Origin of the sequence: Sedimentibacter sp. (assembly GCF_032080165.1) — a bacterium.
Taxonomy (GTDB): domain Bacteria; phylum Bacillota; class Clostridia; order Tissierellales; family Sedimentibacteraceae; genus Sedimentibacter.
Window position 1 is genome coordinate 239,847 of the sequence record NZ_DAMASY010000005.1, and the last position, 15,872, is coordinate 255,718.

General features: G+C 32.7%; 17 protein-coding genes and 1 pseudogene. 12 read left to right on the forward strand and 6 right to left on the reverse strand.

Features of this window, described 5'->3' with window-relative positions; translation table 11 throughout:
- Position 1: 1 nt before the first annotated feature.
- The 6 genes and pseudogenes from hypD to prxU form a co-directional block, all read left to right on the forward strand.
- Positions 2 to 2,374 carry a trans-4-hydroxy-L-proline dehydratase gene (hypD, locus tag RT412_RS09375; RefSeq protein ID WP_313340313.1) on the forward strand — a complete coding sequence of 791 codons (2,373 nt, stop codon included), beginning with the start codon at positions 2 to 4 and terminating at the stop codon, positions 2,372 to 2,374.
- 195 nt (positions 2,375 to 2,569) lie between these two features.
- Positions 2,570 to 3,241, forward strand: a complete 672-nt coding sequence (locus RT412_RS09380; protein WP_313340315.1) for a response regulator transcription factor — start codon at positions 2,570 to 2,572, stop codon at positions 3,239 to 3,241.
- Positions 3,242 to 4,249, forward strand: a complete 1,008-nt coding sequence (locus RT412_RS09385) for a sensor histidine kinase (protein WP_313340317.1) — start codon at positions 3,242 to 3,244, stop codon at positions 4,247 to 4,249.
- A 142-nt stretch (positions 4,250 to 4,391) separates the two neighbouring features.
- Entirely contained in the window at positions 4,392 to 5,159 is a 768-nt protein-coding gene (locus RT412_RS09390) for an ABC transporter ATP-binding protein (RefSeq protein WP_313340319.1), read from the forward strand.
- The gene (locus RT412_RS09395; protein ID WP_313340321.1) at positions 5,152 to 7,128 is read left to right on the forward strand and encodes an ABC transporter permease; all 1,977 of its coding nucleotides are present in this window, start codon (positions 5,152 to 5,154) and stop codon (positions 7,126 to 7,128) included. Before RT412_RS09390 ends, RT412_RS09395 begins: the two co-directional genes overlap by 8 nt.
- 135 nt (positions 7,129 to 7,263) lie before the next feature.
- A pseudogene (gene prxU / locus RT412_RS09400) lies at positions 7,264 to 7,863 on the forward strand (thioredoxin-dependent peroxiredoxin); the annotation flags it as partial.
- A gap of 12 nt (positions 7,864 to 7,875) precedes the next feature.
- Here the strand turns inward: prxU and RT412_RS09405 are convergent.
- Positions 7,876 to 8,229, reverse strand: coding sequence for an ion channel (locus RT412_RS09405; RefSeq protein ID WP_313340323.1), 354 nt, complete (start codon positions 8,227 to 8,229; stop codon positions 7,876 to 7,878).
- 104 nt (positions 8,230 to 8,333) lie between these two features.
- Here RT412_RS09405 and RT412_RS09410 point away from each other — a divergent pair, with 104 nt between their 5' ends.
- Positions 8,334 to 9,248: a DMT family transporter gene (locus RT412_RS09410; protein WP_313370672.1), complete on the forward strand. Its 915-nt coding sequence runs from the start codon at positions 8,334 to 8,336 to the stop codon at positions 9,246 to 9,248.
- A 32-nt stretch (positions 9,249 to 9,280) separates the two neighbouring features.
- Here the strand turns inward: RT412_RS09410 and RT412_RS09415 are convergent, their stop codons facing one another.
- The 3 genes from RT412_RS09415 to RT412_RS09425 form a co-directional block, all read right to left on the reverse strand.
- The gene (locus RT412_RS09415) at positions 9,281 to 9,742 is read right to left on the reverse strand and encodes a hypothetical protein (protein WP_313340328.1); all 462 of its coding nucleotides are present in this window, start codon (positions 9,740 to 9,742) and stop codon (positions 9,281 to 9,283) included.
- 103 nt (positions 9,743 to 9,845) lie between these two features.
- Positions 9,846 to 10,211, reverse strand: a complete 366-nt coding sequence (locus RT412_RS09420) for a DUF4363 family protein (RefSeq protein ID WP_313340330.1) — start codon at positions 10,209 to 10,211, stop codon at positions 9,846 to 9,848.
- A 10-nt stretch (positions 10,212 to 10,221) separates the two neighbouring features.
- Positions 10,222 to 10,950, reverse strand: a complete 729-nt coding sequence (locus RT412_RS09425; RefSeq protein ID WP_313340332.1) for a DUF421 domain-containing protein — start codon at positions 10,948 to 10,950, stop codon at positions 10,222 to 10,224.
- Between the two features lie 313 nt (positions 10,951 to 11,263).
- On the opposite strand from RT412_RS09425, the gene RT412_RS09430 reads away from it, so the two are divergent.
- From RT412_RS09430 to RT412_RS09440, 3 genes are all read left to right on the forward strand, one after another.
- On the forward strand, positions 11,264 to 11,500 hold the full coding sequence (locus RT412_RS09430) for a hypothetical protein (RefSeq protein ID WP_313340334.1): 237 nt from the start codon (positions 11,264 to 11,266) through the stop codon (positions 11,498 to 11,500).
- A 30-nt stretch (positions 11,501 to 11,530) separates the two neighbouring features.
- Entirely contained in the window at positions 11,531 to 11,920 is a 390-nt protein-coding gene (locus RT412_RS09435) for a C-GCAxxG-C-C family (seleno)protein (RefSeq protein ID WP_313340427.1), read from the forward strand.
- Between the two features lie 74 nt (positions 11,921 to 11,994).
- On the forward strand, positions 11,995 to 12,189 hold the full coding sequence (locus RT412_RS09440; RefSeq protein WP_313340336.1) for a twin-arginine translocase TatA/TatE family subunit: 195 nt from the start codon (positions 11,995 to 11,997) through the stop codon (positions 12,187 to 12,189).
- A gap of 124 nt (positions 12,190 to 12,313) precedes the next feature.
- Here RT412_RS09440 and RT412_RS09445 read toward each other — a convergent pair whose 3' ends face one another.
- Positions 12,314 to 12,877: a spore coat protein gene (locus RT412_RS09445; protein ID WP_313340338.1), complete on the reverse strand. Its 564-nt coding sequence runs from the start codon at positions 12,875 to 12,877 to the stop codon at positions 12,314 to 12,316.
- Positions 12,878 to 13,021: 144 nt separating this feature from the next.
- On the opposite strand from RT412_RS09445, the gene RT412_RS09450 reads away from it, so the two are divergent.
- Positions 13,022 to 13,723: a phenylalanine--tRNA ligase beta subunit-related protein gene (locus tag RT412_RS09450; protein WP_313340339.1), complete on the forward strand. Its 702-nt coding sequence runs from the start codon at positions 13,022 to 13,024 to the stop codon at positions 13,721 to 13,723.
- A gap of 91 nt (positions 13,724 to 13,814) precedes the next feature.
- Complete coding sequence (locus RT412_RS09455; RefSeq protein WP_313340340.1) at positions 13,815 to 15,437, forward strand: S-layer homology domain-containing protein; 1,623 nt, start codon at positions 13,815 to 13,817, stop codon at positions 15,435 to 15,437.
- A gap of 79 nt (positions 15,438 to 15,516) precedes the next feature.
- Here the strand turns inward: RT412_RS09455 and RT412_RS09460 are convergent, their stop codons facing one another.
- Positions 15,517 to 15,762, reverse strand: coding sequence for an IS3 family transposase (locus tag RT412_RS09460; protein ID WP_313340341.1), 246 nt, complete (start codon positions 15,760 to 15,762; stop codon positions 15,517 to 15,519).
- Positions 15,763 to 15,872: the final 110 nt, after the last annotated feature.

A 15,872-nucleotide genomic window follows, 5' to 3' on the forward strand; every position in this document is an offset into this window, starting at 1 on the left:
TATGAGAGGTTATACTGAAAGAACAAAAAGGTTAAGACAAGTCAGCGCATCTACACAGCCAAGTGTTTCTATTGAAAGAGCTTTATTAGAAACTGAATTTTACAATAAATATTACGGTACTGTAGAAACACCTGTTCTTCGTGCAATGAATTTTAAATATTACGTGGAAAACAGAAAGCTCTACATCGGAGATGGTGAATTAATTGTAGGAGAGAAAAGTGAGGGACCTCAGGTTGTTCCTACTTTCCCTGAGCTATGTGCACATACTGTAGAAGATATGACCGTTATGAATGACAGGAAATATATAAATTTTAAGGTAAAAGAAGAAGACAAAAAAGTTCAGGAAGAAACGATACTCCCTTATTGGCAGGGTAAATCAACGAGAGATAAAATATTATCATCAGTGTCACAGGAGTGGAAGGATTGCTATGCAGCAGGAATGTTTACCGAATTTATGGAACAAAGGGCACCGGGTCATACGGTTGCAGATGATAAATTTTATAATAAAGGCTTCTTGGAATTTAAAAAAGAAATAGAAGAAGAAATAGAAAAATTAGATTTTTTAAATGATCTTGATGCATATGATAAGAAAGCTCAGCTGCAGGCAATGGCAATTTCCTGTGATGCAATTATAGCTTACGGCCAGAGATATGCTGCTTATGCCAGAGAATTAGCAGAAAAGGAAACAAATGCGCAAAGAAAAGAAGAGCTCTTGTGGATTGCATCAAATTGTGACGTGGTTCCTGCCCATAAGCCGAGAACTTATGCACAGGCAATTCAAATGTATTGGTTTGTGCACATCGGAGTAACGACAGAAGTTAATACGTGGGATGCCTTTTCACCGGGCAAATTAGATCAATATTTATATCCCTTCTATAAAAAAGAGGTCGGAGAAGGAACTATTGATTATGATAAAGCAAGAGAACTGATGGAATGCCTGTGGATTAAATTCAACAATCAGCCGGCTCCTCCTAAGGTTGGAATTACGCTGAAAGAAAGTGGCACCTATACTGATTTTGCCAACCTTAACACAGGTGGCATAGACCCTTACACAGGTGAGGATGGAGTAAATGACGTTTCGTACATCATCCTTGATACAATGGATGAAATGAGATTGTTGCAGCCAAGCTCCAACGTTCAGATAAGTAAAAAAACTCCTGAAGAATTTTTAAGAAGAGCAGTTGAAATATCAAGAAAGGGCTGGGGGCAGCCGGCATTCTATAATACTGAGGAGTTGATTCAGGAGCTGTTAAATGCAGGCAAATCCTTAGAGGATGCAAGGTTCGGCGGTTCCAGCGGATGCGTTGAAACGGGCTGTCACGGGAGAGAAGCTTATGTTTTAACAGGATATTTGAATGTTCCCAAAATATTTGAGCTTACATTAAATAATGGTTTTGATAAATATACCAACAAGCAAATCAGTATACAAACAGGAAATCCCGAGGAATTCACCTCTTATGAACAGCTGAGAGATGCATTCTATAAACAGCTGCAGCATATAATCAACATAAAAATTACAGGTAACAATGTAATAGAAAAAATATTTGCCAAATATATGCCATCACCGTTTATGTCTGTTCTTACTTCCGGCTGCAAGGAAAGCGGCAAGGATTACAATGCCGGTGGCTCTAAGTATAATACAAGATACATTCAGATAGTAGGTATCGGAACTATTACAGATTGTTTAGCATCTGTGAAATATAACGTATATGAGCAAAAGCGATTCACAATGAATGAATTGCTGTCTGCATTGGAAGCTGATTTTAAAGGGTATGAAATGATACACAACTTAGTATTAAACCATACTCCTAAATACGGAAATGATGATGATTACGCCGATGAAATAATGATTGATGTATTTATGAACGTCAGAGACAGAATCAGGGGCAGAAAATCAGTATGCGGAGCTACGTATCAAATAGATATGCTTCCTACCACATGTCACATATATTTCGGTTCGGTTATGACTGCTTCAACCAACGGGAGGTTAAAAGAAAAGCCTGTTACTGACGGTATTTCACCTGAAAAAGGTGCGGATAGAAAGGGTCCTACTGCGGTAATTAAATCCTGTGCAAAAATGGATCATACTTCTACGGGAGGAACATTGCTGAATCAGAAATTTACACCTTCATCAATTTCCGGAGAAGAGGGAATAGCCAATGTATCAGCTTTAATCAGAGCTTATTTCCAAATGATGGGACACCATATTCAATTTAATGTTATAGATAGAAGCACATTGATTGATGCACAAAAAAATCCTGACGAATACAAGGATTTAATCGTAAGAGTTGCCGGTTATTCAGATCACTTCAACAATCTTGAAAAAGCTCTGCAGGATGAAATAATTGAAAGAACAGAACAAAGCTTTAATTAAGCAGACGACCCAAATCTCTGATTTGGTGTCGGTCGCTTATCCTGAACAAAACGATAGGATAAGCGAAGGATATTATAGAATGACATTGTATAAGGCGTTGGATAAATTCCAACGCCTTTAATATTGATAAAATTGCAATATTGATATAAAATAAGTAAAAAGGTGGAGATTAGTAAAATTAGAAGTGGAGGTAAAATGTATAATATTTTGATTATAGAAGATGATTTAACAATAGCCAACACATTAAAAGCTCATCTTTTAAAATGGGGTTATAATGTGGAGTATGTCAGGGATTTTAAAAATGTTACAGAGAAGTTTAATGAGTATAAGCCGCATATTGTTTTGTTAGATGTAATGCTGCCTTTTTTTAATGGATTTCATTGGTGCAATGAAATCAGAAAAATATCAAAGATACCCATCATGTTTATTTCTTCTGCTTCTGACAATATGAACATTGTAATGGCTATGAACATGGGTGGCGATGATTTTATTGTAAAGCCGTTCGACTTAAATGTTCTAACTGCAAAAATAGGAGCATTATTAAGAAGAGCTTACTCACTTCAGGAGCAGGTGAATGAAATAGAATATAAGGGCGTTTTGTTAAATTTAAATGATACGACTCTTACATATAACGATACAAAAATCGAATTAACCAAAAATGATTACAGGATAATGCAGCTTCTTATGGACAATATAGGGAAAGTTGTTTTAAGAGAAGAAATAATGCAGCATCTTTGGGAAAGTGATCAATTCATTGATGATAATACTTTGACCGTAAATATAACTCGTTTAAGAAAAAAGCTCTCAGAAATAGGGCTTGATAATTTTATCAAAACCAAAAAAGGTATGGGATACATGGTGGATTAAATGAGAGAGTTTTTTAAAGTGTTGTTTGGATATTTTATAGGAAGAACTATTGCAATTATATCTGCAGTAATATTTATTACAGTTTTTATTGTTGTTTTTTCACTTTATTCATTACCTGTAGAATCGGTATTATATGCAATGCTGCTTGCAGGTGTTTTTATATTAATTGTAATCCTGATAGATTTTGTAAGGTTTTATAAAAAGCATAAAGAGCTTTTAAAATTAAAAAACAATGTTACTGAAGTAAATATTAAATTTAGTGATTCACTTAATTTGATTGAAAAGGATTATCAGGATTTAATTAAAATAATACATAATAACAGCTTAGAAAATATTAACGAAAAAAATAAATCCTACACGGATATGATGGATTATTATACTGTGTGGTCACATCAAATAAAAACACCTATTTCCGCAATGAGGTTAATACTCCAATCAGAAAAATCTGAAATAAACAATGAACTGTCGGAACAGCTTTTCAAGGTGGAACAATATGTTGAAATGGTATTGCAATATATTCGTCTTGACAGCTTAAACTCGGATTTGCTGTTCAAAAAATATTCCCTTGACGATATTGTAAAACAGGCAATCAGGAAATATTCCAAGTTATTTATACGTAAAAAAATAGTATTAATCTACGATGATTTGAACCACACTGTTTTAACAGATGAAAAGTGGTTACTTTTTGTTATAGAACAAATATTATCAAATGCTCTGAAATATACTCATTGTGGTGAAATCAAAATTTACATGGACCCGAAATTATCCGACACTTTAGTTATAGAAGATACCGGTATAGGAATTGAGCAGGAGGATTTACCAAGAGTATTTGAAAAAGGATTTACCGGTTATAACGGCAGAGAAGATAAAAAATCAACAGGTATAGGACTGTTTTTAAGCAAGCAAATACTGAATAAGCTTTCACATACAATTACCATTGAATCAGATGCAAACAAGGGCACAAAGGTTAAAATAGGGCTTGATACAGTTAAAATTAACATAGAATAACCAACCCTAAGGATGAGCTTTTTCAACAGCCTGTAAACTTACATATATGTAAGAATAACAATAAAAAATGTAAGCCAAAGTTATGGCAGGATTCATTAATGTTTTGATAATATGAGCAGGAAGAAAATTATCGGAGGTAAATATGTCACTTTTACAAGTCAACAGTTTAAAAAAAATATATACAACCCGTTTTGGCGGCAATCCTGTTCAAGCATTATCAAATGTTTCCTTTTCTGTAGAAAAAGGTGAATATGTAGCAATAATGGGTGAGTCGGGTTCCGGAAAAACTACCTTATTAAATATCCTTGCTTCACTGGATAAACCAACGAATGGAGAAATATTATTAAATGGAAAAAACATTGTAACAATCAACGAAAAAGATATTTCTGCATTCAGAAGAGATAACCTTGGCTTTGTATTTCAAGATTTCAACCTGCTTGATACATTTTCGGTTAAAGATAATATATTCTTACCCTTGGTTTTAGCGGGGAAATCTTATAATGAGATGGATGAAAAATTAAAACCAATATCAAGGCAATTAGAGATCTCTGATATATTAAACAAATATCCATATGAAATATCAGGAGGTCAAAAACAAAGAACGGCTATAGCAAGAGCACTTATAACCAATCCAAAGATAATACTTGCGGATGAACCGACCGGCTCTCTTGATTCAAGGGCTTCTGACGGTGTTTTAAAATTATTTAATGAAATTAATGATGACGGTCAGACGATAATTATGGTTACACACAGCGTTAAAGCCGCAAGTCACGCAAAAAGAATATTGTTTATAAAGGACGGACAGCTCTATCATCAGCTTTATAAAGCTTCTATGTCAAATGAAGCGCTCTATCAGAAAATTTCTGACACACTTACTATGATTGCGACAGGCGGTGATAGAAATGAATAAATTTTTTTATCCTAAGCTCGCCGTAAATAATATTAAGAAGAACTCTAAAACATATATTCCTTATATGCTAACCTGCATAGGTACCATTATGATGTTTTATAATATTTGTTTTTTGGTTGTGGCTAAAGATATAGAAATTGTACAGGACAGCGGGTCCTTAAGACAGGTAATGTTATTAGGTGCCATTGTAATCGGAATATTTTCATTAATATTTTTGTTTTACACAAACAGCTTTCTTATTAAAAAGCGCAAAAAGGAGTTCGGTCTTTTTAATATACTTGGTATGGAAAAAAAGCATATATCTAAAATAATGTTTTTCGAAGCATTGATTACTTCGGTAATCACACTTACCGTAGGTATATTGTCAGGTATTTTATTAAGCAAGTTAATAATCTTATTTCTTTTTAAAATACTATCCTTCAATGCAACTTTTGGATTTGAAATATCACCAACAGCAATATTTGCTTCACTGTGCCTTTTTGGTTCAATCAATGTAATAAACTTTATATTCAATATTACGCAGGTTCATTTATCTAAACCCGTTGAATTATTAAAAGGCGGAAATGTAGGTGAAAAGGAACCAAAAACAAAATGGTTATTAACGATAATAGGTATATTATGCCTCGGGACAGGTTATTATATAGCCGTATTTACTGAATCCCCATTAGCTGCCTTAAATTTATTTTTTGTGGCTGTTATTTTAGTTATAGTAGGAACGTATTGTTTATTTACAGCAGGTAGTATAGCAATATTAAAACGTTTAAGAAAAAATAAAAAATATTACTACAAAGCTAATCACTTTATTTCTGTTTCGGGTATGATATATCGTATGAAACAAAACGCCGCAGGACTATCTAACATCTGTATTTTGTCTACAATGGTCATTGTCATGATCTCTTCAACCATATCATTATACATGGGTATGGAGGATATTCTGAAAACACAGTATCCTAAAGATATAATTGTCAGTGCTTATGAAATTTCGGATGAAGAAGCAAAAACGTTAAATGAAATTATAAATCAGCAAACATCTGCCGCATATATTGAACAAAAAGATGTAATTTACTATCGTTCTATGGAACTTCTTGCTACTCAGGAAGGAGCATATTTTAAACCGGCAAAAGACAGCTTTAATACAATGGATAGTATTTCAACAATAGAAATTATTACACTTGAAGAATTCAATAGAATGGAAAACAAAACTATTGAGTTAAAAGATGACGAATGTTTATTGTATTCACAAAGAGGCAGCATAACAGAAAATGAACTAAATTTAAACGGATACAATATAACAATAAAAGAAAAATTAACATCTTTAAGATCATTAGACAGAGATGCGGCGGTAAGCATAACAAATTCCTATGTTATTGTAGTTAATAGCTTAGATACGGCAAATCAAGTATCTGCTGCCATGAACAGAACTGAAAGTGTTGATATTCGTTCGTATTATTATGGATTTAATATTGATAAAGACAGCGAAGTACATGTAAACCTCATTAATAATATAAACAGCTCTATAAGAGAAAATGATACTTACGGCAGAGCCGATGGACCTGAGATGTCAAGAGCAATGTTTTATACAATGTACGGAGGCCTGTTTTTTCTTGGCATTTTCATAGGAATATTATTTATTATGGCAACTGTTCTTATTATATACTATAAGCAAATAGCTGAAGGCTACGATGACAAAGAAAGATTCAGTATTATGCAAAAAGTAGGAATGAGCCGCACCGAAATAAAAAAAGCAATCAAAAGCCAAGTACTGACTGTATTTTTTTTACCGCTGATAACCACAGTTATACACATCTTATTTGCATTTAAGGTAATTACTAAATTACTTTTATTATTTAGTATGACAAATGTACCCTTATTCGCTATGTGTACAGTAGCAACTATAGTTGTGTTTGCTTTATTCTATCTGATTGTATATTATTTAACTGCAAGAACCTATTATCAAATAGTGAGTTAATAATATCGGGGACTTATGTTTTCGTTGAAAGCTGAAGTCCTCTTTTTTATTGCCATTAAATTTATATAGGATGTTTATAATGGAATATTAAGGTCATAATATAATTGTAAAATAATATAACAACATGGAGGAACTATGATTAAAGTTGGCGAACAGGCTCCCGTATTCAGTGCTCAGGCATTTCATAACGGACAATTTACTAATGTAAATTTACAGGATTATAACGGCAAGTGGGTTTACTTATTTTTTTACGGCGGAGACTTTACATTTGTTTGAACTTCTGAAGTTGCAGCAGTTGCCGCTATGGATAAAGAATTTCAGGAATTAGATGTGCAGGTATTATCTTGCAGTGTTGATTCGATTTATACGCACAAAATCTGGAATGATCAGGAGCTGTCAAAAGCAGCCGGAAATATACCGTTTCCGATGTTATCAGATCAAAATGGTGAAATAGGAAAAATGTACGGAGTTTATGATGAACAAAGCGGAGTGAGCTTAAGAGGAACATTTGTTATCGATCCTGACGGTTATTTGCAAGCTATGGAGATTTTATCAATGCCCGTAGGCAGAAATGTAAATGAGGGTATAAGGCAGATAAAGGCTAACCAGTTAGTAAGAAAAACCAAGGCAAAGGAAGTAACTCCGGCTGCTTGGGAACCGGGTAAAAAAACCCTTAAGCCGGACATACAGCTTGTTGGGAATGTATGGCAGGAGTGGACTGTTAAAGATATGTAACTGTTCAAGTTATCACTTTTTATGATTTTTTAAAAAGCTTGGCTTATAAATCAAATATTTCAACAGTATAGCGTAGGGTAAAATAAAACCGACAAATGCCTGTATCATTGATACTGCTTTGGAAAACCCTAAAGGGGTCATGTCTCCGTATCCTACGGCAAACAATGTAATATAGCTGAAATACAGAGAGCGGCTGATTAAATCTATAAATTGATTTTGATGTGCAGTTGAAGCATAATGGTCTACTATGTAACCAAGCTTAAGTAAGGTTAAAACCATATAAACTATAGAAAAGCATACCGCTATAAAAAAGTACAAATTGAATAAAATTATAATATTATAAATTACTATATTTTTGCGATTCACAAAATTACCCCCAATTATATATAAATTATATGTTAAATTAAAAATTATAGCATTTTAATTTTTATTGATGTATAATTTCTATAGCTTAAATAGGGGGTTTAATTATGACCAAGCAAATAAAAGCTGATATGATGCTTTTGGTAGTAACATTATGCTGGGGAGTATCATATTTGCTGGTAGATATAAGTTTAGAAGACATGGGCTCATTTACATTAAATGCAAATAGATTTCTGATTGCTTTTTCTGTTGCGTTTGCTTTATCTTATCGGAAATTAAAAAATGTTACGAAGGAAACCTTAAAATACAGTATTATTTTAGGGGTGCTTTTGGTATTTGTATACATAGGTGCTACCTTTGGCATTCAATACACAACATTGTCAAACACAGGATTTCTATGTGGGCTATCAGTTGTTTTTACTCCCATTTTATCAAGTGTGGTATATAAAAAAGCACCTGATAAAAAGCTTACATTGGTTATTATAATGAGTGTTACAGGAATTGCATTATTAACGTTAAAAGATAATTTTTCAATTAATTATGACAATTTGCTTGGTGATTTGCTATCTATTATGTGCGCTTTTGTATATGCAATTGACCTTTTGGTTACTGAGAGAGCAGTTCAAAAGGAAGAAGTTAATCCCTTCCAGCTCGGAGTTTTTCAATTGGGAGTTACGGGAATACTTAATTTATTTCTTGCATTCATATTTGAAAAACCGCATTTTCCGACAACGCCAAATATTTGGGCTTCGGTATTATTTTTATCTATAATATGCACGGGAGTTGCATTTATAGTTCAGGCAATAGCTCAGCAATATACAAGCGCATCTCACGTTGGAGTTATATTTTCTCTTGAAACGGTGTTTGCGGGTATAGTGGCTTATATATTTGCTCATGAGGTCTTGACATTAAAGTCATATATTGGTGCAGGTTTAATGATTTTAAGCCTATTTATAATGGAAGTAGATCATAAGATTATAATTAAAAAATTAAATAGAAAATCAATTAAAATAAGCGACTGACATCAAATCTCTGATTTGGTGTCAATCGCTTATTATCTTAACAAATCCCTTGGATGAGGCGGTATATAATTATATATTTCTTGCGCAGGAAGTCCGGGGGTGGATAAATTTAAATTATAATCAAAGCTTGTTGTTACATTCGGAAACATTCTGATGTTTAATACATTAATCGTAAAATATCCTTCAGCTTCAATCTTCATGTTATATGTTGTAAAGTAATATTCAGGTCCTTCTATTAAAACTCCTTGAGGATGTGCAACAGGTAAATCGAAGGTTATGGGGTTAATCAACGTAACTAACCTTTTTACAGGTATAGCACTAATATTGCCGGTTCTTGCGTAAATTGTTACTACAGCATCAGGTATGGGTTCTTTTCCTCTTTCCGTAAAAACGAAAAGTTCAATAAATCCTGTTCCATTACTTGCTTTTTTTTCGGCAGCATTTGATTTTATATAAAAATTAGGATAAAGATTTTTATTATTTAATCTATACAATACATTCACTCCTGTCTATGCAAATTATCAAAAAATGTCAATTCTTGTTATTATAATATGATAATTTATATAAAATGTACATAATATTACAGCAATGTATTGTTTACTTTCCTAAATTTTCCCAATGCTCATAAGCTTCTGAAAGCTCCATTATAGCACCCGTTTTATCCTTAGCCAATATAGCTCCGCGAAGTCGTGCGATACTTTTATCAAAATCATTGATTTCGTTTCTTTCGGCACTGAATTGAACTCTTTTAACTATTTTCATCCATGCATTATTTAAATCAACAAGCTTGGTATTTGCTTCATCCCAGTTTTCCATATTCACATCATTCATAATCAGCTGTATGTATTTTACAACATTATCATCTTCGCTGAAGGAATGCTTTAAATAATTATCGCTTACCATTATTAAAATGAAAAGCGCAATAGATACGATAGGTATAGCTCTGACTAAAAACTTTCTCATAAAAATCTCCTCAATATGGTCCTTTGTAATCGCCTATATCCAATATTTTCTTTATATGATCCTTATATTTATCTACATATAAAGAACCTCCGGGGTTTAAGGTAGCAAGAAAAACCTCGGACACATCATTAATACCTTGTGACTTTAACTGGTTCATCAACCATTTCTTATCCTTATTAAGCTGTTTTAAATTTTCCTCTATTAAAATACCGTCATAAATCAGTTCAGTACTAATGCCTGATTTTTCCTTTTTTATTTTTAAATCTTTACATGTTACATTTTGATATTCCGTTTTTTTGAGAACAGATAATTTTCCGTTAGATTCAATAATTGCAAAGTCAACCTCTGTTAAGTCAAAGACATCTTTGTTTCTTAATTGTTCCATGATATCACTAATATTGTATTTCATTTTTCTTAGTGCATTTTCCATAATTTTGCCGTTCATTATTATTATTGTCGGCTCACCTTCTATATACTTAGCTGCATATCTCCACTTCATTGCGATAAACTCCATAGTGTAACCTAATACAGCCCAACTTAATAAGCCAACCCAATGTGGCCATGCCCTGCTTGACAAATTTACAGTTAATTCCGCAGCAATTGAACCTATTGTAATACCAAGTGTATAATCAAAAAAATTCAACTGACTTATTTGTTGTTTTCCTAATAATCTTGCAAAGATAAGTAATGAAAAAAAAGCTATTATAGAGCGTACAACAACAACCAGACCTTCATTCAATTTTTCTGCCTCCTGTTTATTGAGTTGATAATATTATTTTGCAAACCATAAATATTATTCTATAATCTGCCTGTGATACTTCACTTAAAGATAGTTCTTAGGTTTGATTTGTTATATTTTTTGCTATGAAAACCATTTTTTAATTAAATTTATTGGATGGTTAAAAATAGCAGAGTAGACTTTACATTTAAATTTCAACACATTTTATTCGATTAAATTAAATAGTGCTTGAACAATAATTAGACAAGTAGTATAATATAGATATGTAAAAGTTTTTCTTAATTACATAAAATTCATAGTTAGGAGATTGAATATGTCAGAAAACAAACAAATTTCAAGAAAGGATTTTCTTAAAGGAATGGGTTATACTGCGGCAAGTGTAGCAGTAGTTGGCTCATTAGGAGGTCTTTTAACAGGATGTTCTCAACCGGCACCAGCAGCTAACGTAGATACATCACAAGCTCCACAGCATCCATTCCCATACAAGAAGATCGATCCTGCTAAGGCAGAAGCAGCCGCTTTCAAAGGATATAAAGAAAAAGGTGGCTGAGGTAGCGGTGTTATCGAAGGGTTCTTCGGTATATTAGCAGAAGAAGTTGGTTATCCATTTAATCAAATTCCTACTGCGGCATTTGTAAATCATGGTGCAGGATATCAATCCAGTTCTTTATGCGGTTCAGTAGGAGCTGCAGCATTTTGCATAGGAACAGTTTGTGATCCTGATACATCAAAAAAAGTATTGGTTGAATTGCAAAACTGGTACAGAAAAGCTGAACTTCCTATTTATCAACCTGATATGAAATTAGATACTACTGTTGCAGATTCAATTCTATGTATTGATTCCGTTGGTAAATTCATGGAAAAAACAGGTTATGCAATGGGAGACGATGAAAGAAAAACACGTTGTGCAGGCGTAGCAGCAGACGTAACTAAAAAGATGGTTGAGCTTTTAAATGCTACATTAGCATAGGAATAAACGGGGAGCAATCCTCGTTTATTTGATGATATTCCATTGTTAAAATTATATTAAACGGAGGGAAAAACATGGGAGGAAGACTCGGACCTATGGAGCTTATTTTGATTTTAGCCATTGCACTGATTATCTTTGGCCCTGCTAAGCTTCCTGAAATAGGTAAATCATTAGGAGATGCCTTCGGGAACTTTAAGAAGCAAGCAAATAAAGTTACGGAAGAAATGAAAATAGATACGAATGATAATGACGAAGAAAAGAAAGCTTAAATATTATGAAAAATACTTAAAACTGATTTAAGTATCAGAGTGTAGACAAAGTCGTAAGATTTAATAAAAAATCTTACGACTTTGTCTACACTCTGAAGTGGCTTAGCCACTTTTCCTATTTTATTTACTGAGCCTGATACATTCCTTTGCTTGTCATATATTTATATATTGTCTCACCATGCTGCTGCTCTTCTTTTTGAATATGATTCAAAATGTTTCGAACCTGCTGATCTTTGAATTCGAAAATTGCAGTGTCGTATGCTCCTGAAACATATTTTTCAGTCATGAGCAAATCCGTGCACAAATCTTTATCAGATGCATTGTATCCTGACGATTGATTTTGCGGTATAAAACTTGATTGGGACTGCATAGACTGCATTTGATTCTGATTACTGCTTTGTTGTGAGCCGCTCTGGCTTGAACCCTGCTGAGAACTGCCTTGCTGACTGCCTTGTTGACCTCCGCTGCTTTGTCCCCCGCTTGATTGCTGCATTTGTGGCATTTGTCCCTTTAACAGTTGGTCAATAGTATTATAGTGTTCCTGCTCGGTTTGACCGAGTTGTTTAAAAATGTTTTTAAGCTGTGGGTCTGTTGCTAAGTCTGCATAATTAGAATATTTTAGGATACAGATTTGTTCGTGATTTTTCTGATCTTCTAACAAAGTTCTTTCCTTATTTGAAAAATTCATATAAAACACCTCCGATATTATTATTTTCAATTCATTAAAAAATATCCTTGCTAAATAATTTAAATAAACACAATTGCTTGATTATGGTATTCTTGATATAATTTACTTATTAAATTTTTAAAAGACGAATATAGGAGTAGAGAAATGAAATATACCATCGATAAATCAATATTTGAATTAAAGACGAGTATTAAATTCGGAATAATAGTAGGACATAATATTATTAATTCTGAAACTTCTGCCGAAGATGAACAAAGGTTAAGAAATGCAGAAAACAAAATGAGAAATGAAATAAGTCAGGAACAGTTAAGAGAATTATACAATGTAAAAAATTACAGAGAGGTTATGACTAAGTCCGGAATTAATCCTAATAAGTATCCTCCGTCAGTGGAAGCGATGTTTAAAAGAATTATTAAAGGAGGACAGCTGCCTGTTATTAATACTCTTGTTGACCTTTGCAATGCAATTTCCATAGAGCAGGGCATATCCTTGGGAGGTCATGATTTAAAGGATATACATGAGGATTTAGAGGTTCGGTTCAGTAGAAAAGGAGATATATTTTTACCCTTTGGCTGTGAAGAATATGAAGATGTACAAGAAAATGAATTAGTTTTTACAAGCGGCAATGTAGTTCAAACATTAAAATGGGTTTGGAGACAAAGTGAATTGGGGAAAATTACGCTTGACAGCTCTGATGTATTTTTTCAACTTGTTGGTTTTGAATATGAGAAAGGCTCGCCGTTATACAACGCTATGGAAGACATTGAATATTTAATTGTTAATAAATTTAAAGGAAATTGCAGTAAACATTTAGTTGATATCTATAATAATTCTATAGAATTTTAATCATACCCCCAAAACCTAACATATCGCTCCGAAATATATTATGTATCGCATGAAATGAAGGATACTACAGCAAATATATTGGAGGGAATTTATGAAAAAAAAGCGTACAATTAAGATTTTGGCTTTAGCACTTGCATTTTGCTTTATATTTACAACAGTAGCATTTGCGGCGCCAAAGCATAACAAAATCGACAAAAAAATCAAAGATTATGAAGGTGCACTTAAATCCTTGATTCAAAAGGAAATTGTTAAGGGGTATGGTAACGGTGATTACGGCTTAAGCGGTAATGTAAAACGCGGTGATGTTATTGTTATGATTGTCAGGATGCTGGATCAATACGGAGTAATTGATGAAGATGATTATGACGCTGAAAAATTAAGCGAGAATTATTTGGAGATATTTGAGGATGTTGATAATAAAGATTATTATTACGGTCATATAAGAGTAGCTAAAATGCTCGGTATAGCAAAAGGCGATGGAAAATATTTTAAACCTAACACGCCGGTGACTATTCAGGAGACGATTTGGCTGATTGAGCGTACAGGTGACTTGCTTGATATAAAATTTAATTCTGATCAAATAGAAGAACTAAAAGAAATATATAAAGGAGACTTGGGCGATTTTGCTAAAAGGAGTGATGTTTTCTGGATGTTATATTTAATTCTTGATGATATAGATGAAGATGAAGAAGATGATGATTATGATATTGCTGATATTAAGCATACCATGAATGATGATGAAACATTTAAATTTACTGATAAAATGTTTCTCAGAGCTTTCGGTGACGATTTAGAATATGTTAAATTTACGCTGCCTGAGAACGGTAATTTGTACTATGATTACGATGCCGATGCATCAAAAAACAGCTTAGTGTCAGAAAGTAAAAAATATTTTATTTATGATGATGACTTAGATGATGAACTAAGAATTTCTGAAATAACATTTAAGCCAAAAGACAATTTCAATGGGCAAGTAAATATTGAATATAAGGCATACGATGAAGATAAAGCATATAATGGTTTAATCGTAATAACTGTCGAAAAAAATGAAGATTTTGATGATATTAAATATACGGTTAAAGAAAATAATAATTTAAAATTTGATTACAGAAGCTTTGACAGCCGTATTGATGAGGTAGTGTTTACGTTATTAGATAAAAAAATCGGTACATTATATTTTGATGATGACAAAGACGGTAAGTTGGAAGATGATGAAAATTTAGCAAAAAATGAAGCGATTTCACGTTCGGATTTAAGATACGTTTATTTTGTACCGTATCAGGATTATAAAGGAGAAGCAATTATCAGTTATGTCGGATATGATGGAAAAGAAGAGTTTGACGGGAGAGTCGTTGTAACAGTTGAATCAGTTCAAGAAATATCTACACTGTCACTTGTAAAAAAAATACGTGATGGGGAAGCTGTAATAGATTTTGAGGATAATCTATATGAGACTGTTGGAAAGGATCTGTACAACAAATTAGATTATGTGAAATTTGTTTTGCCAAGTAAAGGTCAATTAATGATAAAATACGATGAAGGTGAGTATAAATCTGTGGCTAAGGACGCAGAATATGTAATCGGAAAAATCGAAGAAATTAAATATATATTCGATGGAAGAGGTACTGTGGATATTAATTATACAGTATTTGATGAAGATACAAGTATTGAAGATAAAGCATATGACGGTTTGATTACGTTGAAGATTCAATAAAACTATAAAGTCATATAAAAAAAGGTTGGAGCAAAAGTGAACTGACTCTTGTCAAGTAGACAATTAATTTAATTAAATATTATGCACATATGGATGCATGGTTTCGACATTCTAAAGGAGCCATGCATCCAAGTCTTTTTTGAAATCTTTTTTCATTGTAAAATTTAATATATTCAAATATTTTGGATTTTAATTCTTCAAGTGTTTTATGATTTAGTTTGTTAATGAATATGGTCATTCTTCTATACCCTAAAATTCCGTCAAAAGTTGAATGATATTCATTAATCAGTGAACATAGTAATTCATCTTGTATATTAGATACCATCGACGGATAGTTTCTATATTAGCAATTAGCATCAAATTTTTTTGAAATATCCTTAATACTAAGATTACCTTCTTCATAATCTTTACAAGCTTGAATCTTTGCTTCTTTAC